General features: G+C 68.9%; 14 protein-coding genes and 6 pseudogenes. 9 read left to right on the plus strand and 11 right to left on the minus strand.

The features are described 5' to 3' along the window. Positions 1-372 precede the first annotated feature (372 nt). On the minus strand, positions 373-912 hold the full coding sequence (locus OG937_01015; GenBank protein ID WUD70403.1) for a hypothetical protein: 540 nt from the start codon (positions 910-912) through the stop codon (positions 373-375). Positions 913-1,044: 132 nt separating this feature from the next. Between OG937_01015 and OG937_01020 the strand changes: the two genes are divergently transcribed. Together OG937_01020 and OG937_01025 are read left to right on the plus strand one after the other, a co-directional pair. Beyond that, on the plus strand, positions 1,045-2,226 hold the full coding sequence (locus OG937_01020) for a helix-turn-helix domain-containing protein (protein WUD70404.1): 1,182 nt from the start codon (positions 1,045-1,047) through the stop codon (positions 2,224-2,226). A 331-nt stretch (positions 2,227-2,557) separates the two neighbouring features. Beyond that, entirely contained in the window at positions 2,558-3,031 is a 474-nt protein-coding gene (locus OG937_01025) for a hypothetical protein (protein ID WUD70405.1), read from the plus strand. Between the two features lie 910 nt (positions 3,032-3,941). Here OG937_01025 and OG937_01030 read toward each other — a convergent pair. Further along, a pseudogene (locus OG937_01030) lies at positions 3,942-4,942 on the minus strand (restriction endonuclease). 1,159 nt (positions 4,943-6,101) lie between these two features. Between OG937_01030 and OG937_01035 the strand changes: the two are divergent. From OG937_01035 to OG937_01045, 3 genes and pseudogenes are all read left to right on the plus strand, one after another. Further along, positions 6,102-6,837 (plus strand): annotated as a pseudogene (locus OG937_01035) (SOS response-associated peptidase). Between the two features lie 244 nt (positions 6,838-7,081). Beyond that, positions 7,082-7,435: a hypothetical protein gene (locus OG937_01040; protein WUD70406.1), complete on the plus strand. Its 354-nt coding sequence runs from the start codon at positions 7,082-7,084 to the stop codon at positions 7,433-7,435. A 701-nt stretch (positions 7,436-8,136) separates the two neighbouring features. Then, complete coding sequence (locus OG937_01045) at positions 8,137-8,733, plus strand: hypothetical protein (GenBank protein WUD70407.1); 597 nt, start codon at positions 8,137-8,139, stop codon at positions 8,731-8,733. Positions 8,734-9,076: 343 nt separating this feature from the next. On the opposite strand, the gene OG937_01050 is transcribed toward OG937_01045, so the two are convergent. From OG937_01050 to OG937_01060, 3 genes and pseudogenes are all read right to left on the minus strand, one after another. Next, on the minus strand, positions 9,077-10,354 hold the full coding sequence (locus OG937_01050) for a PQQ-like beta-propeller repeat protein (protein ID WUD70408.1): 1,278 nt from the start codon (positions 10,352-10,354) through the stop codon (positions 9,077-9,079). 535 nt (positions 10,355-10,889) lie between these two features. Next, a pseudogene (locus tag OG937_01055) lies at positions 10,890-11,141 on the minus strand (NUDIX domain-containing protein). Positions 11,142-11,666: 525 nt separating this feature from the next. Next, positions 11,667-12,116, minus strand: a pseudogene (locus tag OG937_01060) (Uma2 family endonuclease). 218 nt (positions 12,117-12,334) lie between these two features. On the opposite strand from OG937_01060, the gene OG937_01065 reads away from it, so the two are divergent. Beyond that, positions 12,335-12,571: a hypothetical protein gene (locus OG937_01065; protein WUD70409.1), complete on the plus strand. Its 237-nt coding sequence runs from the start codon at positions 12,335-12,337 to the stop codon at positions 12,569-12,571. Then, the gene (locus tag OG937_01070; GenBank protein ID WUD70410.1) at positions 12,571-12,945 is read left to right on the plus strand and encodes a fic family toxin-antitoxin system, toxin component; all 375 of its coding nucleotides are present in this window, start codon (positions 12,571-12,573) and stop codon (positions 12,943-12,945) included. Before OG937_01065 ends, OG937_01070 begins: the two co-directional genes overlap by 1 nt. A gap of 339 nt (positions 12,946-13,284) precedes the next feature. Here the strand turns inward: OG937_01070 and OG937_01075 are convergent. Beyond that, a pseudogene (locus OG937_01075) lies at positions 13,285-13,463 on the minus strand (ISL3 family transposase). A 359-nt stretch (positions 13,464-13,822) separates the two neighbouring features. Here OG937_01075 and OG937_01080 point away from each other — a divergent pair. After that, positions 13,823-14,965, plus strand: a complete 1,143-nt coding sequence (locus tag OG937_01080; GenBank protein WUD70411.1) for a hypothetical protein — start codon at positions 13,823-13,825, stop codon at positions 14,963-14,965. Positions 14,966-15,630: 665 nt separating this feature from the next. Here the strand turns inward: OG937_01080 and OG937_01085 are convergent. The 3 genes and pseudogenes from OG937_01085 to OG937_01095 form a co-directional block, all read right to left on the minus strand. Then, positions 15,631-15,978 carry a hypothetical protein gene (locus OG937_01085; GenBank protein ID WUD70412.1) on the minus strand — a complete coding sequence of 116 codons (348 nt, stop codon included), beginning with the start codon at positions 15,976-15,978 and terminating at the stop codon, positions 15,631-15,633. Positions 15,979-16,216: 238 nt separating this feature from the next. Further along, positions 16,217-16,762 (minus strand): annotated as a pseudogene (locus OG937_01090) (transposase). Between the two features lie 3 nt (positions 16,763-16,765). Further along, positions 16,766-17,272 (minus strand): MarR family winged helix-turn-helix transcriptional regulator, encoded by a 507-nt coding sequence (locus tag OG937_01095; protein ID WUD70413.1) that lies wholly within the window; start codon positions 17,270-17,272, stop codon positions 16,766-16,768. Positions 17,273-17,865: 593 nt separating this feature from the next. Between OG937_01095 and OG937_01100 the strand changes: the two genes are divergently transcribed. Beyond that, positions 17,866-18,858: a zinc-binding dehydrogenase gene (locus tag OG937_01100; protein WUD70414.1), complete on the plus strand. Its 993-nt coding sequence runs from the start codon at positions 17,866-17,868 to the stop codon at positions 18,856-18,858. A 75-nt stretch (positions 18,859-18,933) separates the two neighbouring features. Here OG937_01100 and OG937_01105 read toward each other — a convergent pair whose 3' ends face one another. Beyond that, a complete protein-coding gene (locus tag OG937_01105; GenBank protein WUD70415.1) occupies positions 18,934-19,233 on the minus strand; it encodes a hypothetical protein in 300 nt (99 codons plus the stop codon). A gap of 146 nt (positions 19,234-19,379) precedes the next feature. After that, the gene (locus OG937_01110) at positions 19,380-20,282 is read right to left on the minus strand and encodes a LysR family transcriptional regulator (GenBank protein ID WUD70416.1); all 903 of its coding nucleotides are present in this window, start codon (positions 20,280-20,282) and stop codon (positions 19,380-19,382) included. Positions 20,283-20,370: the final 88 nt, after the last annotated feature.

The following is a 20,370-nucleotide window of genomic DNA, read 5'->3' on the forward strand; positions in this document are numbered from 1 at the left end:
CTCACCACAGACCAACAACCGCCGTCCAGGCACTCCCGCTTGCCGACGCGGCGCCTCGGCCCGAGCTCAAGCAGAACCGCTACACCGCCAACGACCCCGCCCCTGCGCAAAACGCACCCAACCCCCTTGCGCAACACCGCCAAGAAGGACGCCATGCGCAACCCCGACGACCCCGGCTCCCCCGCCCATTGCGCATCCCAGGACCCACCCCTACACCCCAATGCGCAACCCCAACCCGACCCGCCACCCACCCCCATGCGCAACGGCACCCAGCCACCCTCGAAACCGACCTCATCGTTGCGCCCGCGCGATCACCTGGCCCTGCGACTGCCGGCGCGGCCGGAACGAGCAGTGCCACACCGGCCGGGCTGGTCACGCCCCGGCCAGGGCCGCTGCGGCATCCAGCGCCCGGTGCCAGGGATAGTCGGCGGGCTTTCCGGTTCCGGGCTGGTTCGGGACGAAGCCGCCGTCGCCGTAGAGCACGGTCACGCCCATCGCCCGCAGCTTCGCGACGCTTTCCTCGAACTGGTGGTGCTGCACATAGGCCGCGTTCACACAGGGCATCGCCACGATCGGGATGCCCTTGCCGATGCCTTCGGCGGCCACCCCCACCACGAAGTGATGCGTGAGCCCCAGTGCCCAGGAGTTCACCGAGTTGAACGTGGCCGGCGCGAAGATAATGACGTCGGCCGACGGCCAGACATCCGGCTCGCCGGGCCGCTTGTACCGCGACCGCACGGGATGCCCGGTCAGCGCCGCCAGCCCTTCCAGACTGTCCTCCAGCCAGTCCGCCGCGGTCGGCGTGAGCCCCAGGCACACGTCCCAGCCACGCCGCTGCGCGTCATCGATCACCCCGGCGATGTCGAAAACCGGCGGCGCAGCGCTGGCGAACAGGTACATGGTGCGCGTCATACCCCCACCCAACCCCTGGTGATCCATTACGCGCAACCGATCCTGCCCGCAGCGGGTGTCGGGGCGATCGCCGATGCCATGGCGGATGCGGCGGGTACTGTTCCAGATGGCTGCAGGGTACGGAGGTCAAAGATGCCCAGAGGTGACCACGAGCACACCGGTACGCGCATTGCCGCCGCCCGAAAGCTCGCCGGTCTAACCCAGCGAGGTCTCGCCCAGACCATCGGTTACTCCTACAGCCTCGTTCACCAGGTCGAGTCCGGTCACAAGCCCGCAAGCCCTGACCTCGTCGCGGCGGTCGCCCGTGCGCTCCGTCTCGATGTCACTGCCCTGACCGGGCAGCCCTACGTGACGGAATTGCAGCAGGACCGGCTCGAGGGGCTCATCCGGCCGATCCGCGAGGCCTTGGATCTGTACGACCTGGGGGCGGACCCTGACCTGCCCGTGCGGCCTGCCGGTCAGCTGGTCGCCGCTGCTGACGACCTGTGCCGCCTGGTCCGCGCCGCGCGCCTCAACGCTGCGGCGACGCTGTTGCCGGCCGTCATCGCCGAGCTCACCACCGCGGCGTACCGCATGCCGTCGACCACGCTGTGGCGCGCGCTCGGATCGACCTATCGCACCGCCCACGACATCACCGTCAAGCTCGGCTACTTCGACCTGTCGACGATCGCCCTGGACCGCATGGCCTGGGCCGCCGACCGTGCCTGTGATCCCCTGCTGGCGGCGGTCCGCCAGTACATGCGCGCACTGGTCTACCACCGCGAAGGCGAGCACCGCATCGGGCTACGCCTCATCGCCTCCGGGCACGGCCTGGCCGCCGACGCCGAACCAACTCCCGACGCTGTAGCCGTCACCGGTCAGCTGCACTTGGGGGCCAGCGTGATTGCCGCCCGCGCCCGAGACGCCGCCCTCGTCGAGGACCATCTGGACCAGGCGAAGGCCTGCGCGAACCGCACCGGTGAGAGCACCACCCACTGGCTGTCGTTCGGCCCGACGAACGTCGCCTGCCATGCAGTGTCCGCCCAGGTCGAACTCCACCACTACGACACGGCCCTCGCTCTGGCGGCAGGCATCGAACTCCCCCACAGCTGGGCGCCCTCCAGGCAGGCCCACTTCCACATCGACCGGGGCCGCTGCCAGATGGAGACCGGCCGCACCGACGCCGCCCTGGAATCGATCACCACCGCACGCCGTCTTGCCCCGCAGCAGACCCGCTACCACCCCGGCGCCCGCGAGACGATCAAAGGCCTGGTCTACATGCGGCGCACCACCCCCGACACGCTGGACAACCTTGCCGCATGGATCGGCCTGTAAGCCCGGCTCCATTCGGTGGAACAACCTGCACAGCCGAGTGTCACGCGACGGTGACACTTAGCCACCACCGGTGTCCGCATTCTGGAAGCACCTGAACCAGACACCAATGCCGGGGGCAACCGACATGAATGCCGCAGGAAGGCCAAGCGCTTTCGTCGACGACCGTCTCGTGTCACGCCAGGCGGAGCCCCCCATCGGCCGCCTCGCACAGGGCGCGACCCACACCCGCAACCCCGAGAGGCCGCACCCGCAGCGGTGGGCCGGCGGGGAAGGAGACGCTCACAGCGCGGACCGGCCCCCACTCCTCGCAGCCGGTGCCCCTGTGGCGGACATGGGCGACCTTGCGGCTGCAATCCGCCGGCTGGTGGGCAATGCCTACACCGGCTGCGTCCAGGCCTTGTGCGGCGCGGACTTCGACGTCGTGCTCACCACCTACGGCACCCCCGGTGACCGGATGCTGCGCTGGATGGACCACTACCAGACCGGCGGGTGCGGGCCGGTCATCGCCAACGTCGAACGTGACGCCCTGATGTGGCTCGTGCCGCCCGGCACCGTCCACGCATGGGAGCACCCACACGCCTTGTGTTTCGGCGGCCCTTTCATCATCCTCATGCCGCCGGCCGGAGCCCGCACCGCTCCAGGGCCGCACTGGCGCAAGCCCCAACGTCTTGGCCACCTGGTCGATACCGACTGCCTGCACCACGCCCTTGGCCGGTTCCGCCCGGACCCGCCGCACCCGGTGATGCGCCTGGCCGGCACGCCCGCACTCCCCGGCACACCACCCATGCCACTGCTGCCCTCATGAACCCCGCCCCAGATACAAGCCCGGCCCTGCCCGAACTGACCAGCACCGAGCAGGAGTTACTGAACGGCCGCCCATGGACCACCGGGGCGTGTCTGCTGTGCGGAGCCACACAGCTGCCAGTGACGCCCATCGTGACCGTCTACCCACCCGGACCCCCTGCGGCCCTGGCCAAGTGCCGCACCTGCATGGTGGCCGGTCTGATCACGCAACGCGCCACCGCAGCCGCTCTCCAGCGCCCCTACACCCCCACGCTCCCCCCAATCCCCGAAGGACACCCCATGCCGCCAGCGGCCGCCTTACCCACCGTCCCCCACCAGGCCAGCCACCAGACCGCACGGCCGACCACCCGCCAGGCCACCCGACCCTCACCGAGCGGGCGACCACCCGGCCTGCGCCACACCGGCTCGGCGTCCTCGGCCTGGTCTGGATCCTCGGCAACAGCGCCGCCCTCCCCCTGCTGTGGGCACAAGTCACCACCGCACAACACAACAGTCCCCCGGTCGCCGTCAACGCCCTCGACACCAGGCTCGAAGCGGCATGACGCCCGACTCCTCCCCCTTACCGCGGGGAGGCCGCCCCCGGGCCCCCCGACCGGGGGTGAACGACCCGCCGATGAAGAAGGACCGGGTCGAGCACCACCCCGCCGCGCGCACCGGCAAGCCTGCCCGGATCATCACCCGGAGCGCGCGGCGGGCCCCCTTCCGTCACAACGCCAACCACCCCACGAGAAGAACTCCCCGGCAACCGGGTGCAACGTGCCCGTCCCGGCGAGGGGGCCTACGGCAGGCGCGGGCACCAGCGCTCTGTGTCGCAGAGGGCCGCACGCGTGGCGCGACGGACACCTCCACGTGGGGTGCGGGCGTGCGTCCTGCCGAACCGGTGCCCCGCCGGCCGCAGGCGGTGCCGGATGTTAGGAGACCTCGATGCCGTGCTCCTGCACCAGGGCTTCCAGGCCGCCGGGGTATCCCTTGCCTCCGATGACGAAGTCCCAGTCGCCACTGGCGCGGCGGCGGAAGGACCCGAGGACCAGGGCTGTTTCTCCGCAGCGGCCGTCGGAGACCTCCAGGCGGCCGAGTTCCTCACCCAAGGGGCCCAGGATCCGGATGAAGCGTCGGTGAATCCGGAAAGGTCTGCCTCGGGGTTGATGACGGGGTCGACGGCCGCAGCCAGGACAAGCCGGTCCGCCCGCTCCGGCAGCGCCTCGAAGGCCACGCGGAGGGCGGCCTTGTCCGGGGCAGTGGCGGTCACCGACCGCACGCTTCCCTCCGGGGTCCGGGGGTTGTTGAAGAACACGAAGTGGTCGTCGCTCAGCACGAGCGATCCCTCGCACACCAGGGCGCACACGTCCAGGGCGACGCTGCCCGACCACGACATGCCCAGCACGTTGTGGTCCTGCGCGGGGCCGGCGTCAGCCTCATCGAGGGCAGGCCGCTGCTGCGGGACACCGGCCTGGATGTCGCCGAGCCTGCCCCGCAGTCCGTGACGGTGCAGGAGGTCCACCAGTTCGGTGCCCGCGATCAGTTCCAGCGGCTTTCCGCCTGCGAACGTGTGCGACCCGGGGCCGAACCCCGAGGTGGTGACGAGCACGCCCTTGTTGGCGCCGGCGTTCTGCACGGTGCCATACAGGTCACGTACCGCGCTGGGCGGCACCATGTTCCGGTACCGCTTGACCTGGACGACAATCTTCCCGCCGCGGATCGGGGCCGGATCCTCGGCCTCCACATCCACGCCACCGTCACCTGAGCGCTGAGTCGTCACCGCATCCATGCCCATGGCCCGAAACAGGTCAGCCACCAGCGCCTCGAAGGCGATCGGATCCATCTCGAACAGATCCGGCTCCTCCTGCCCTCCGTGACTGACCACGCCCGTCCCGCCCACATCGCCCGGCAGCCGGTGCGGCCGTATCGCGGTGCGGCATACGTCGCCTCGCACGACGCGCCCAACCGGACGGATGCGGACGGCGCCTCCTCACCCGTACCGCGCGCGCCCACACCTGCCAGGGTCTCTTCCAGCGCCTCCAGACCGAGCCGGCCACCTGCCCCTACGGCCGCTACATCATCGCCTGGCGGAAGACCGACGACGACGCATCCATAGAGACCTACCGTGAGGCCACGTCGATTGAGTCCTGCGCAATCTATTTTAGGAGGACCGCCTCATTACTCGGGTTCCTTTCCCCAGTAACCGCAGAGGACTCGCCATACTTTTTGGTCTTCCTGGGCTTGGATTCCGAGCGCAAGCCGCTCCTGTCCCGTGACAGCGCACCTTGAGCGGGTGCCGACGAAGTCTGAGCGGCTCTGGTCGAGCGCCTGGGCGCTGGTTCTCTCCGGTTGCCGTTGGGGTGTGCTCAGCGCTTTCTAGAAGAGCGGGTGGAACGGCCCGCCCTTCCAGGAGGAGCGCACCATGGCGCAACCGGTAAGTCGGCCAACGATCAGCGCTGAGCAGTTCAGCCGAGTGTGTGACGAGATTAGGAGCACGGCGGCGCCCGAGAAACACGCTCAGTCCATCCGGGACTGTGCTTTGCGCATCCTGCAGATCCTGGGCCTGGCGCTCTCCACGGATGACCCGAGCAGGCTCCTCGCCGAACTCATGGCCCCTAGGGTGGCCCCACCCCCAGAGAGTCCTCGGTACACCCGAGAGGCCATCCTGGACATGCCTGACGAACAGCCAGGAGAAGATGAGGGCCCGGTCAGGTAGACCGAGCCGTCACGCCCGATTACATCTCAGCTCGCGGGAGAGCTTCTGGTCCCCACTACTCAATCTTCGATGGCAAGCGGTCAAGGTTCGCTGGCACAGGACACCGGCGGGCGGGGGCTTGGTTGCCGCTCCCCCACCTCGCAGTCGACCGTGCGTACGATTTTGATACCACTGAGTGCTCCGGCGTCGGCTGGAACCTCCTGGCCCCCGCCCACGCGGAGCGCAGTCCGTAAGCCCGCCCAGCTGCCCGCCCGGTCTTTTGTAGCACGGGGCTGGCCGGGCCGGACTCGCAGACGCGGCCCCGCCGAACCCTGACCCGCCTGCCATGGCGGGACCGCCACGGCCGCCAGAGGGGCGGCGTGGCAGGCTGGTGGGCATGTGTGGCCGCTATGTCTCCACCCGACGCCCCGAGAACCTGGTGCAGCAGTTCCGGGTCACCGAATGGAATCCGCAAGCCCTCATCGCGCCCAACTGGAACGTTGCCCCGACCAACCAAGTGTGGAGTGTCATCGAGGGCGTCGATCGGGACACAGGCGCGCTGGAGCGAGAGCTGCGGCCCCTGCGGTGGGGCTGATCCCGTCCTGGGACAAGGACCCGGCGATCGGCTCCAAGATGATCAACGCCCGGATGGAGACGGTCCACGAGAAGTCCGCATACCGCCGCGCCTTCACCAAGCGCCGCTGCCTGCTGCCGGCTATTACGAGTGGGTCGCCGGCCCCGCCACCGAGGACAGGAAAGCGCACAAGCAGCCCTACTTCATCAGCGCAGAGGGCAGTAAGCAGGGCATGGACTTCGCCGGCCTGTACGAATGGTGGCGAAACAAGGAGATCGCGGGCGATGACGACCCTGGCGCTTGGCTGGCGACCTGCACGATCATCACTACCGAGGCGACCGATGTCGCCGGACGGGTCCATCCCCGTAGGCCGCTGACCATCGCGGCTGCCGACTACGACGCGTGGCTCGACCCAGAACACCAGGACGTCGACGAACTTCGTGCCCTCCTGACGGCCCCGGCTGATGGCCACCTCTCGGTCCGGCCGGTGTCTTTGAAGGTCAACAGCGTGCGCAACAACGGACCTGAGCTCCTGGACGCAGTTGAGCCCGAGGGCTGATCAGCCGCCAGGTGAGCGCTGGCGGTGCCTACGGCCTGACGGCGAGCTGAGCGAGGCGGCTGGATGAGGCGCAGCACCAGGCGCTTGCTGTCTTCATCGACCTCCACGACCCCGACCCCGCTTCCACCGGGCCCCTCCGCGGCAACAAGATCAGCCTCAGCACCAGCGCCTCGTCGGCCCTGCACGGCGGATGGTCACAGCAGATCGTCCGCCACTGAATCCCCCGACCACCACGGGCGAACTCGTGTGGGAAGACGTCGGCAACGCCTACTTCATCCGTTCAGCCGGCACCGCCCGGCAGATGCTCGCCGGATACGGGGCCATCCCCGTCGGTGACGGCCGGGCACCCTGTGGGCTGGTGATCGGGTCGGACGGCGGAGGCCTGAGCTACATCACCGACCCCGACGGGCCTGTCTACCGTACGCGGACGGCGACCCTGGACGAACCCGAACTCGACGTGGTGGCACAGGACCTGCAGCACTTCCTAGAACTGCTGGAACTGTCCCTGACACGGTTCATCGCCATGGGGAACCGGGATACCTGTAGAACGGGGGCGTACCCCGCCACTCCGGGGCCGATGCCGTTGAGGACGCGATGAAAGCCTGCACTGACGACGAATACTGCCTCTACGTGAACGCCAGGGAAGGATCCACCCTGTGGTCGATCCTGGCAGACCGCACGAGAAGCGAAGACGAGAAGCTCTGGGCCGCGTACATCCCGGCGTTCGCCCGGCTCATCGTGCGCTGGCAGCGCCTGGGATTCATCACCGTCCGCCGAGGAACGACCTGGGACACCGCCACCGTAGGCACAGAGGTCCGGCCGATCAGGTCACCACCCTCGTACGAGACCCGGCCGTCTGGCGGTACGAGGAGCACCCGACCGTCTCCATCACCGTAGTGCTCGGGGACCGGGACATCACCGAGCTGGAGGAAGGCACCGGCGAGTAACCGGCACGGCCGAGCGGCGGAATGCAGCGACGCCCTGGAGGCCATCCACACGTGGCGTCCGTCGTGGCCCGTGCCCTGGCAGCGCAGCCACCGCTTGCACGGCAAAGCTCATCGAGAACCGCCAACTCCTGGCCACTACGCCCGGCCGGAACGTGCAAGGGCCTCGGCGCCTGGGAGTCCAGCCGTCCGACTTGTGCTACCGACGAAATGCGGCTCGTGAGGTGACGTAATGCCGGTCGTCGGCTCAGGCGCAGTGCGTGAACCTCCCGCCCCTGATTCCCTCACCGATGGCGGGCCGGTGTCGGAGAGTGGTGGCACAGTATCCGAGACTGATCGATAGGAAGTGGACACGATGGGTGACTTCTTTGAGCGTATCGTCGATGTCGAGGCGACCGGTGAGGAGGCCGGGCCGCTTGCGGAGCGGATGGTCGCCTGGATGGTCACCGAGGGCCTGATCACACGTGAGCTGTCCAGCGACGGGGTGTACAGCCTGACCGTTGACGAGGGTTATGTGCCAGGTCCCAACTGGGCACGAGCCGTTGCCGACTCATCGGACCCGCACTGGCTGCCGGGCCCGGTGGCCGTCATCGTCGGGCGCGACTACCACGTCGGCGGTCAGGGAGCTGACGATGCGGAGTACGCCGTCTGCCCACGGTGCGAGGCCAAGACCGTGATCATCAACTATCCCGAGGAGTTCGAGGCGGACGAGGAAGTCTGGCAGCCGTTCAAGGACGGCATCGCCGCCTGGAAGGAAACTGGTGAAGGGAGCGCCACCTGCTCCACCTGCGGTGCCTCGGTCTCGGTCACTGAGTGGCGGTGGGAGTCCAATTTCGCGGTGGGCGCCCTCGCCTTCGACTTCTGGGGGTGGCCGCCGCTCTCCGCCAGCTTCTGCGCGATGTTCAGCCAGCAGCTGGGGCACCGCACGGTCGAGCATATGGGCAAGTTTTGACGGGAACGCTCACCCTCAGCGTGGGAAATCCGCCCAACGCGAGCCAGGTCCTTGCAGGTCAAGGAATTTCGTCGGTAGCTGTTGCCCGACGTTGAATGTGCCCATGGTGGCGACGCTGTGGCCGCCGACGGGTAGGCGTGTTGAGGTCCCGCTGGCGGGGTGCCGGGCGGGGCCGTGATGGGGATGGTCAGTCTGTCGCGAGGTATTCGTTGACGGCGATGCGGGCGGAGGCTTCGTCGACGAGGGACTTTTCGGCGGTGAAGGCTGCGATCAGGGACTGCGGGGCGAGGTTGTTGACGGCGCGGGGCAGGCCGCGGCCGGCGGAGCGGCTCTGGGCGTGCTGTCAGTGGTTCCCGCGCTGTAATGCGTACAGCGTGGCGCCATGTTGGTTTTGCAGTGTCTTTCCGCCGGGGCCCGGGAACGGCAGGGCCAGGACGTAGAGCGTGCGGCCGTCCGGGCACGCCACGGCTTCGCCGTTGGCGGTGAGGGGGTGGTGCCAGCGAGTGGTGCCGGAGGCGGGGTCCAGGAAGGTGAGCGTGCCGCGGTCGGTGTATTTCGTGGCGCGGGTGGCCACGCAGATCGTGCCGCCGGTCGGGACGGGGCCCTGTGAACTGATCTGGGTTCCCATGTCACGGGTCCAGCGGCGATGGCCGGTGGCGGCGTCGAAGACCTGGACGAGGTAGGAGCCGGTCAGTTCGGGGAACTTCCTTCCCCCGGCCAGGACGCTGTCGCCAAAGACGAGGAGGGGGGTCCTCACCATGTCGATGTCGGTGTCCGCCTGCCAGCGCGCACGTCCGGTCGAGGTGTCTATGGCGACGAGGGTGCTGCGGTACTGGTCCCCGTAACGACGAACCGCCGTGTACAGCGTGCCGCCTGCCAGCTGCATGCTCAACTCGGTTCCGACCGGCAGATTTCCCGCCCGCCGCAGGACCTTCCCCGAAACGGCGTCGAGCGTGATGAGCGCGTTGTGCCCCTGGTCGGCGCTCCCGCTACTCGGGCTGGCGGTGATGTGGAGTTCACCTCCGGCCAGGACCGGGGTTCCCAGGAAGCCTTCGGAAGGGAACTTCCAGCGCAGTGCGCCGGTCGCCAGGTCCAATGCCCACGCCATCGACCCCGCGTTGAACACCCCGGTGGTCAGGTACACCAGGCCGTTTTCCGTCACCAGTGCCGACGGTCCCAACGTCACCGCGGGCAGTCGGGTACGCCACCTGGTCCTGCCGGACCCGGCGTCCAGCGCGTGCAGGACGGTCTCCGAGGCCACGGAGCTCTTTCCGATCACCACGATCATGACGTCCCCGACCGGTGCCGGGGCGTGCTGGGTCAGACCGTCGAGTTCGCGTTCCCACAGCACGCGGCCCGAGGACTTCTCCAGGCCGTTCACCACCGTCCGTCCGCCCGTGCGGACCCCGGTGATACAGACGACGCCGGCGCCGAACACCGGGACGGACTGGCTCTCAAGCCCCGACAGCGCCTGCCACCGCTTGCCGCCGCGGGACTGCTCCACCGCAGCCACCCCGCCGAAACCCGACAAGTACAGGACCCCGGCGTGCGCGTTCAGCGCCGACGGATACAACCCGCCCAGCGGCATGGACCACCCCTGCTTCCACGGCCACTGCCTCACGCCACTATCGAAGAGCCGCCAGACGCCCACCCCACCGGCCGCAGCAGCCAGGCCACCCGCGCCCAGAACCATCAACCGCCGCCGCCCCGCGAACAAGCCTGACACCGCCCCGTCAGTTGCCGTCATCCCGTCAACCGCCCCTGCCCCACACCGCCGCACCAACCCACCCGATCAACCATTCTCGCTCAACTGTTGCTGTGAACACCTGAGTTCGCCGGGTTCCAGGCTGCGATGACGAGGAGAGCTCCGCCCCAGCAGATGCCCTACTTTCTGGTTCCTGGGTTCGAACTGGTCATTCGTAGGATCAGCTGGACCCAGGGGTTCTGGGTATGGCTGTCAGCGGACCGCCGTGAGATGGCTGGAACCGATCCGATGCACCAGGAACCGGTACCTCGGGTGGAGTCCAGGCTCCCCACCGCACGGGTTGGGAGCCTGGACGGGCAACGCTACGAACACCCTCAGGCACAAGGTGCCCCACGACGGCACAACCGCCCCGCCGTCATGCTCCGGGCATCGCCGCCCCCCGCGCAGAGGTCAGGCCGGTCTCTTCCCGTACCTCGCGGGCGACGGTGTCGCGGAAGTCCTCGCCCGCTTTGGCGTAGCCGGTGGGCAGGCCCCACTGGCGGTCTTCGGGCCACATGCGGTGGCGCAACAGGAGCACGCGGCCCTCGGCGTCGCGGACAATGCCCGTGACGCCGACGATGTATTTGCTGTGCACGAGCCACAGGACCCGCCACTGCATGGGTCCTGCGATGAGCCGCCAGACTCGGGCGATGATGCGCTTCATGCCATGCCTCTCGGGAGTTGGGCCGACCGTGCGTCCCGCGCAAGGGCCACGATCGCGCATCAAAGGGTGACCTTCCAAACACGCCGAGTGAACGGATTCGGAGGTCCGCCGCACGCGCCGGCTGAAGAATCCGGGCAGGTTCACCGTTAGGCGCGGCAGGTTGATGCTCGGCCTGCGGTGGATCGCGCGGACCGCCCTCCAACGGCGGGACGCGGGGGTTCTCCTTCCCGGGATGGGAAGGAGTCTCGCTCGTCAGAGGGCGTGGAAGCCCGGCGTGGCAGCGAACTACTCGCGCGGACTCGGTGTCCGCAGGAAACGGTCGAGGAGACCGCGGAGCAGAATCGGGGGCACGAGGCGGTCACCGACGGGCGGCAGCCAGTACAGGCCGGGGGTACCTCTTGGGCCGGCGGGGGCAGAGTCAGGATGTTCGGGCGCCGACACACACGCCGTAGGGGTGCGGCTCCCACCGGACGGTCGTCCCCGGCGGCACGAGCCACTGCAGAGGTAGTGACAGCGCCGCCCACATCAGATCGAGCTGAGGCCGATCTCGAGCGGGAAAGGAACTGCGGTCTTCACGACGTCGGTGAAGACATCGCCGTCGCGATAGAGCCCGACTGCTGGATCGAGCACGTAGGTATACACCAGAGGTACCCCGTTGGCTGTCTGCTCCACACGCCAGTAGAAGGAGATCCCAGCCTTGGCGTACTGCTCCATCTTCACGATCCGGTCGGTTGTCTCCGAGCCGGGCGAGACCACCTCCACAACCAGAAGCACATGCCCCGGCCTCGTGGGGGTGATGTCGATCGTGTCTGCCCGGTACACCACGACGTCCGGACGGCGGTTCGTCAGCGGAACATCCTGCAGCCGGACATCAAAGTCCGTGTCCGCGTTCCATTCCGGCGACGCCGCAGAATCCAGGGCATTAGCCAGAAATCGGGCCAGGCGATTGTGGCGTTTGGACTGCGGGTGTACCAGCCGCCCCCGTGAGCTGGTGGGGCCATGCCGCGGCCACGGGCGCGCCGCCCTGCGGCTGGGCTGCCGGGCGGGTGTGGCGATGGCAGGGGGGTATACCAGGTCCCTGCGATGGCAGGGGGCCTGGTGTGGCGGGCGGGCCGGATTTCCTGCAAGAGGGGTCCTGTGGTCCTGCTGGGGGTGACCTCGCCGAAGGCGGTAACAACTGTTACCATCCGGGTATGGCTAAGACACAACTCGGAGCGCGCGTCGACGACGAGGTCGCGGAGATCGCCCGGAAGCGAGCGGCGGACCGTGGGCTGTCGATCGGTGACTACCTGTCCCAGCTCGTCCTGGAGGACGCGAGCGGACTGCGGGCACGCGCTATGGGCGCGGCCGAGCGGTTCCTCGCCGAGCACCAGGAGCTCTTCGACGAGGCTGAGCAGGGCCAGGACGGGGCGGGGGCGGACGCCGCCTAATGGAACTGCACATCGACGTCCCCTGGATCCTGCAGGTGGCCGAGCTTGCTGGAGCCGGCGATCCGGCGCCCGACGACTACGGCGTGCCGGTCGCGGCGTGCGCGCGGCATCAGGCCGAGTTGCTGGAGCAGCCGGTCTACGACGGGCCGTACGCGCGGGCTGCGGCACTGGTGCACACCCTGGGCCGATGCCGGTGGCTGGAGCGGTCCAACCTCGCCGTCGCCGCCGCCACAGGAGTCATGTACCTCGAAACGTCAGGGATCTCCGTCAAACCGTCCCGCCAGGACGCCATCGCCCTACGCGACCTTCTCCTGGACCCTGCCTGCACCGCGGCCAGGATTGCCGCCGTGCTGCGGACCTGGCCGTCAACCTGATCGTCTTGGTTGGGCGTGGTGCCGCCTTTCGGGCGGCACCACGCGTTTGGTCATGACGCACCCTGCCCCGAAGAACGCGCGAGACGCCTGGAACAGGCACGGTCCGCCAGGGCGCCAATGCCGATTGCAACGGCGGTGGCGATCGTCGGCAGCGCGTAGGGGACCGGGGCCACCTCGCAGTCCTCCACTCCCGCCACAGCACGAAGGGACTCCAGACCAGGACGGCCAGGGCGGCGCCCCATCCCCTGTACGGGATCCTGCGGCGCGCCTGGCTGGTGGACGGGGTCGGTGTGCTCAAGGGGTGGTACTCCCTCCGGGTGAGTGGGACCGAGTACGGGACCGCCCGTCGACCGGAACGTCGGCCACCGTCCGCCAGTGATAGCCGTGCACCCGACCCGACGAGGCCCGGCACACCTGGCAGACCGCGGTGTCCAACGGCGTCCGGGCCCGCACCACGATCCGCTCACCCTCGCCGGCCACATCCTCCATGACCAGCGGGGCGGACCCGAAAACACCATCTGCACAAGCTCGTTGACATCCACCACATAAAGGCCAACGACCCTCACAACTCTCCGCCACCACCGAATGCGAGACAGGTCCGAAGACCGTACAGACCCACACCCAACAGCGATTGCCACGTTGTAGCCCGTACACCTGAAAGATGCGTGACACTGCTGTCGGGAAGGGCAGTTGACTCGCACAGCGATCGGTGGCTGGGAGGACCGCGATGGCACGGTGGGAGACCAAGGCCGACCAGCAATTCTGGATGGGCCTAGCGGCGCAGCGGTCGGGGCGGATTACGGAGGCGCTTTCCGCGCACCGGCGGGCCGTGGGGATACTGCGAGGCCGGCTCCGTCGGCATCCGGGTGCTGCCGCGGTGCACGAGAAGCTCGCCGCCGTGCTGTATTCCCTGGGCTCCTCTCTCGTCGCCAGTGGAGAGCCGGACGAGGCGGCCAAGGTGCTGGAGGACAGTGAGCACCACTACGTCATGTCCGCGGCACCGGAGGTGGACCTGCTCGTTGCTGACGTCCAGGCGCGCAGGACCGGTGCCCACGGCCTCGCTGGGCACCCTGTATCGGCGCTGACGGACATCGACCGGGCCCTGACCGCGTACGCCCGGCGGGGTGTCCATGCGGAGGGGCCGCCGCGATCCCTCGACCTGGCGCGGGTCCTGAGCCAGGCCGCGGTCGTCCACCGGATCCACGGCGACACCGACCAGGCGCTGGCCTGCGCCGGACAGGCCCTGGCCCGATACAACGAGGGCTTCGCTGCCGTGAACACCGACCCGTCCGCCCACCTCGGATACATGATCGACATGGCCGCGGACACCGCCTCCGCGTTGGAAGCGGCCAAGGGGAACTGGCCCTCGGCACTGGCCGTCGACGACATGGTGCTCCACGTCGTCGAGCAGGGCTGGGGCGACCCCGCGAAGGCGCTGGCCCGCAAGGGCGTGCATCTGCGCGCGGCCGGACGCACCGCACAGGCCCAGCCCTTCCTGGCCCACGCCGCCGAGCTGTCTGCGACGGCCGTGGAGCGGGAGCAGCGCACCCTCACGCAGCCGCACCCCCGCTCCCTGGACGAGGTGCTCCGCACAGCGGGCGCGGCGACCGGAGTGGTCGGCGTTGCCGTGCTGCGCCGGGTGCTGACCCGACAGGAGTCTTACTCCGCCTCCGCCCGCATGTCTGACCAGGCGACCGCTCCCGCGCACGCCCGGTCCCTCTCCGTCCTCGCCGCGGCCGTCGACCCCGAGACCGACGGCGACGCCGCCTGGCGACTGTCCCTCGAGAGCCACCTGCTCTACCACGCGCTCCTGCGCAACCGCCCCGCTTCCTCCCGCGCCTGGCTCAGCACTCAGGCAGACACCTGGGCGACCGCACTGCGCGTCATGGTCCGGGTCAGCCGCCTGATCGGCAGTGAGGCCATGCAAAACGACGTGCGGGCCACCGTGGCCCGCTTCACTGAAGAGACCGCCTTCCCGGTGGATGACCCACGTGAGGTTTCCCCAAGGCCGGGTAGTTAACGTTTCCGCAGGTCACGCAAGACAGTTGAAGGTGTGCCCGGCGTAGAGCAACGGAGCTCGGATCGAGCCGCCCGTACCGTCACACGGGACAGCGCGGCACCGTCGCGACCGTCCCCTCCCTGTTTGCGGGTGCGACCCTGCCTCTGTCGGAGTCGCCCGATACGGTCACCGACGTCAGCACGCACCAGGCCTTCGGTGCCGACCGGCGCCTCGCATGCCGCGATCCACGAGCATCTGGCAGGGCAACCGCATGAACATCGTTCCCGCACGTGACGCCGCCCGGCCGAGACCCGCCTCGCGCCAGGCCGAAGAACTCCAACGTGCGCCATGGGCAGCCGTCGTGCGCGGACTACGGCTGCCGCCTGCTCGTATGCCGGCAAGCGGCGCGACGAGCGCGCCCCCAGTGAGACGCGGAGCTGCGCAAGCGGGGCAGCGCCCGGGTGGCTCCCGGGCCGACAATCGCGTGGGCGCAGCGACTACGGGCGCAGGGCACGTCAGCCCAGGACATCGCCGACCGTTCCGGGGTCTCGGTGACCTTGGTCCGTCGTCTGCTGCGCGGGGTCAGCCGGCCGATCGCCCGTACCACCGCCGACGCCGTGCTGGGGGTGGCCATGCCGCCGCGGCACCTGCCGGCCACGCCCGGCCTGACCAGCGCCGGCGAGGCGTCACGGCTGCTGGCCGATCTGGACAGGTTTGGGGACCTGGCGGGCGAGCGCCCATTCCTCGGCCCCGCGGCGGCAGGTGATGCGGAGCCGGACCGGGTGGCCCCGGTACTCCTCCTGCCGCTGGTCGCGGGTCCGCGTGCCCATCCAGTGGCCGGGGTCTGTGCGCACCATCGCGAACGGCCGGCCGCGGCCCACGGTGAGCGCGAAGGAGGCGACCGACCGGCCGTGCGCGTCGGCACCGTCCGCACCATGCACGAACTTGAACGGGCCCCACACGTGGGCGTCGATCTCGGCTTGCGTGACGTCGACTTCGTGCGTGAGCTGGCGTTCCTTATCGTCGTTGTCCACGACGACGCTGATGTGGTCCAGGTGGCCGAGGTTGTCGGGGGCCGGCGAGGTGGACGTTGAGTTTTGCGCGGTCGCCGCCCGTGTCTTCGAGGGTCACGTCGAGCTGGGGGGTCAGGTCGGCATGTCAGCGGTCACGCTCGATACGGGCAAACCGTCGTCGCGGTTTCGTTCGCACGCCGTGAGGCAACCCAGGCAAAACGGCGGTGATGGCGCTGCCGATGGCTGCTGCGGTGCTGCTTCATGGCTCACGTGGGCTGGGGACCAGCGGGCCGCCAGCGCTTACACGATCGGCACCAGCAAGGTCGAGACCAGCCCGGACCAGCATCACACGGGCGGAGTTCTTGTCCCTGGGCGAGATCACTCCGCACACGGTGCAGGTGTAGGTACGTTCGGAAAGAGGAAGTGCGTGCTTGGTTCTCGCTCCGCACGACGCGCAGTCCATGGTGGTGTGCGCGGGATGCACCAGGCGGACGTCCCGCCCGTGCTTGCGGCCCATCTCGATCAGAGCCGCCTTCGTGGCGCCGATCGCCGTGTCCGCCGCCTTGCGCGCCATGGTGGTCTTCGCGAGGAACTTCGGCTGGAAGTCCTCCACCGCGATCGCGTCATGGTCGCGCACGACGCGCTTGGCCCACTTGCGGGCGGTGTCCTGCCGCCGGCGGGCGATCTTCTTGGACACCTTCGCGGCGGCCTGACGGGCCGTGCGGCAACCGCCGGTGTCGGGCCTGTTCCTCAGCGTACGCCGACGGGCCAGCATCTTCTGGTACCGCGCGAGGCGCTGCGGCGCGGGTCAGGTTTCCCGCACCTCATACGTTGGATCGGGCCGTTGGCGGGCCGCCAGGTTGTTCTCCACCCGTTCGAGGCCATGGAGTAGCACCAGGCGCTCGTCCTGCGTCATGTCGCCAGTGGTTACGTCCTCCAGGTCGGCCCAGAGCTCCTCGACCTGGCGGCGAAGCGCCATGCCCGCAGGGGTGGTCTCGACGAGGGTGGCCCGCCCGTCGCTGGGGTCGGGTCGGCGGCGGACGAAACCGGCTCGTTCCAGGCGCTGGACTGTCCGGTTCATCGAGGCCGAGTCGGTATCGAAAGCCGCTGCGAGGTCGGACTGCCGCAGTGGCCCCGTATCCCACAAGTGCATCATCAGCAGTTCGTGACCGGGGTGCAGGCCCAGGTCCCGGAACAGGTGGCGGGCCCGCATCACGTGCAGCCGCGTCACTCGGATGAGGGCGTTACTGATGGGGCCGCTGGCCGCAGCGGTGGGCGACGATACGCGCCCTCTGACCTCCCACGCCGATGCCATCTTCGCATAATAGCTGTTCCAGACAGGGACACGCCACCTCGATGGCGCAGCGCTGCGACAACTTCGGTCCTCGCGCCCGCCCCCATCCCTTTCATGGCTGGCTCTCGGAGTCGTCCGCGAGATTCGCGGGGATCGCTGTCTGCGACAGGTGGGCAGAAAAGTATCTGCTGCGCCTGGGAATGGATGGGGGCCGCTCAGAAGTTGTCTGTCTCGAACAGCTAAAAAGCAGGGAAGCGATCGAGATGAGTGTTCTGACACGAACCACCGGTTTCGGCGGCGGCCGCCCCGTACTGCGGGTGCTGCCGGAGCACGGGCACATGGTCGTAGCCGTCGTACCCAACGCCGAGTCGGCTGCGAAAGCCGACGGAGCTGGGACCGAGCCGGTCACCGGCGATATCCGGAACCCTTCGCGCGCTCGACGACCTGCGTCGCAGTACCGGCCCAACCATGAAGGTCCTCGCCGACTCGAGCACAGACCCGGTTGCCGTCCCAACCCGGCTCGACCAGGGCCGGTCGCCACTACCTGTGCCCAGGCCCTCTAGCAGGACGCCGGTCACCCACCCCAACTGGAGTACATGATGAAAGCCATTCAAATGACCGCACAAGGCGGCCCGGAGGTCCTGCGCCTGGTGGACCTGCCCGATCCTCAACCGGGTCCGGGACAGATCCTGATCCGTGTCGAGGCTGCCGCGGTGAACTTCTCCGATGTCATGCGCCGGCGCGGCGACGACTACCCCGTTCCCACGCCGTCGCCGTTCGTCCCCGGCGCGGAGGTGGCCGGCACCGTCGTGGCCCTGGGAGAGAGCGTCGACGGTCCCGCCGTGGGCACGCCCGTATTCGCGATGGTCGGCGCGGACGCGTCCGGAGGATACGCGGAACTCGCCGTCGCCTTCGCTCCCAATGTGATCCCCATCCCCCCGGGGCTTGAGCCCAACGCGGCGGCGGGCATCGTGGTGGCCGGGCTCGCCGCGACCGTGATGCTCACCGAGACCCTCGGCATCAAGGAGGGCCAGAGCGTGTTCATCCCGGCCGCGGCCGGCGGCGTGGGTGGATATGCGGTGCAGATCGCCAAACTCCTGGGCGCCGGCAACGTCATCGCAGGAGCGAGCACGGAGGCGAAGCGGCAGATCGCCCTCGACTTCGGCGCCGACCACGCCATCGACTACAGCGATCCCCACTGGGTGAAGACGGTCAGGGACCTCACCGGCGGCACGGGCGTCGACGCCGCTCTCGAGATGTCCGGCGGTGACCGGCTGAGCGAGTCCCTCGGGCTCCTCGCGCCCTTCGGCAGCCTGGTCGTATTCGGGTCGGTCAGCGGCACCCCCGGCCGGCTGGACGAGACCGCCATCCTGCCGTGGCTCTACGACCCGGCCCCCAACCAGTCGGTGGTGGGCTTCAACCTCGGCCCGTGGTTCGAGCTGCGGCTGCCCACCGCGATCGCGGCCCTGCAGCAGCTCATCGGGTGGGTCGGCTCGGGACAGGTCCGCGTACCGGCCACACACGCCTTCCCCCTGGCCGAGGCCGCCGAGGCGCACCGTCTCCTGGAAAGCGGGGCCACCACGGGCAAGCTGATCCTCAAGCCCTGAGCCAGTACGCATCACGATTCCGCTGCGCGACGCCGCCCAGCCGCCCCCTCCTTCGGGCAACCGAAGGAGGGGGACTTAGACCGTGTCCTCCGGGGTCAGCAGCGGCACGACGTGGCGCCAGTACGACATGGTCTTCGGCACGCCGTGCAGCAAGAACACCAGGTCGCCGGCGCCGCCGATCGCGTAGTGGATCTCCACGCCGTTGACCTTGGGCTTGCCGTGTGTGAGCCGGACTCCGGCGTGGTCAGTGAGGTGCATCCCGGCGAACTCCTTCTTCTCTTCGGCCGTGCAGACGCCGACCGGGTGGTGGCTCCCCGTGGCCGCAGCGGCCGCCCGGCCGGCGTCCACGGTCGGCATGGACGTTTCGACCGGCACAACCGCGCCTCCGTGGCCGCCGATGTCGCCTGCGTCGCACCTGTCTCAGATGGAGTCCATCTGACGATCAGATGGTCGCGGCATGAGCGCACCGGCAGCCACGCCACTTCCGAGTCGACAGGACTGCGTCGGCTGACAGGCGTCGGTCAGCTGCCCGCGGGGTGGATGCGCAGCAGTTGATCGGCGAACCGCTGTGCTGCCGGACTGGTCTCGCCCACCGAGGGCAGCATCAGGTAGATGTGCCTTTCCAGACGCACTCCCTCAACCGCGATGAGCCGCAGAACGCTGTCTGGTGCGGTCAGCACCGGGTACCGCAGGCCGACTGGAGCGAAGCCGATACCGACGCCCGCGCTGACCAGCTCGAGGAACAGTTCCCAGTCGCCGACCTCACAGACGACGCGGCGCTGTATTCCTTCGGCGACGAACGCGGCGTCACTCAGCAGGCGAGCCGTCCACCCTGGGGGTACGTCGACGAACCGCTCGTCGGCGAGTTGTCTCACGTTGACCTCGGCCCGCTCCGCCAGGCGGTGATCAGCACGGCAGACGAGGTGCAGCGGCTCTCGCGCCAGGCGAGTCATCCGGACGCCCGGGACCTGGCTGACCGCGGGTCCGATGACGCAATCCAGTTCTCCCGCCTCGACCATCGAGATCATCGTCAACGCGGGCGCGTACTGCAGGCGCAGGTCGATGCCGGGATGATCGCGAGTGAACTCGCCGAGATACGAAGCGAACGGCACCAGATGCTGAGCGGAGAGCGAGACGCCAAGGCGCAGTGTGCCGATGAGCACGTCACGGGTGTGGCGTACGGCCTCTTCCGCCTGGGCAGCGCTGGTCACGGTCCGGCGAGCCGGTCCCACCAAAGCCTCGCCGGCCGCGGTGAGCCGGACGGGCCTGGTTCCGCGGACATAGAGGGCCGCACCGAGTTCGCGTTCGAGTGCCTGGAGCGAGTTCGACAAGCCTGACTGCACAATGAGCTCGCGCTTGGCGGCGCGAGTGACGCTGCGTTCCTCGACCAACGCCAGGAAGTGACGTAGCTGTCTGAGTTCCATCGGCCACCGCCTCCTGGCCTGAATTGCAGCGCATCTGGACACTTCCATCTGCCAGACAGATGGAGTCTATCTCTGCGCGCTGCCGCCG

It is taken from the genome of Streptomyces sp. NBC_00510, assembly GCA_036013505.1.
Lineage (GTDB): Bacteria > Actinomycetota > Actinomycetes > Streptomycetales > Streptomycetaceae > Actinacidiphila.

Bases quoted from the DNA above. Each gene is read 5' to 3' on its own strand.
- OG937_01100 (WUD70414.1), top strand. From the start codon at position 17,866: ATGACCGCACAAGGCGGCCCGGAGGTCCTGCGCCTGGTGGACCTGCCC.
- OG937_01110 (WUD70416.1), bottom strand. From the start codon at position 20,282: ATGGAACTCAGACAGCTACGTCACTTCCTGGCGTTGGTCGAGGAACGC.
- OG937_01065 (WUD70409.1), top strand. From the start codon at position 12,335: ATGGCTAAGACACAACTCGGAGCGCGCGTCGACGACGAGGTCGCGGAG.
- OG937_01095 (WUD70413.1), bottom strand. From the start codon at position 17,272: ATGGCATCGGCGTGGGAGGTCAGAGGGCGCGTATCGTCGCCCACCGCT.
- OG937_01045 (WUD70407.1), top strand. From the start codon at position 8,137: ATGGGTGACTTCTTTGAGCGTATCGTCGATGTCGAGGCGACCGGTGAG.
- OG937_01015 (WUD70403.1), bottom strand. From the start codon at position 912: ATGACGCGCACCATGTACCTGTTCGCCAGCGCTGCGCCGCCGGTTTTC.
- OG937_01025 (WUD70405.1), top strand. From the start codon at position 2,558: ATGGGCGACCTTGCGGCTGCAATCCGCCGGCTGGTGGGCAATGCCTAC.
- OG937_01070 (WUD70410.1), top strand. From the start codon at position 12,571: ATGGAACTGCACATCGACGTCCCCTGGATCCTGCAGGTGGCCGAGCTT.
- OG937_01020 (WUD70404.1), top strand. From the start codon at position 1,045: ATGCCCAGAGGTGACCACGAGCACACCGGTACGCGCATTGCCGCCGCC.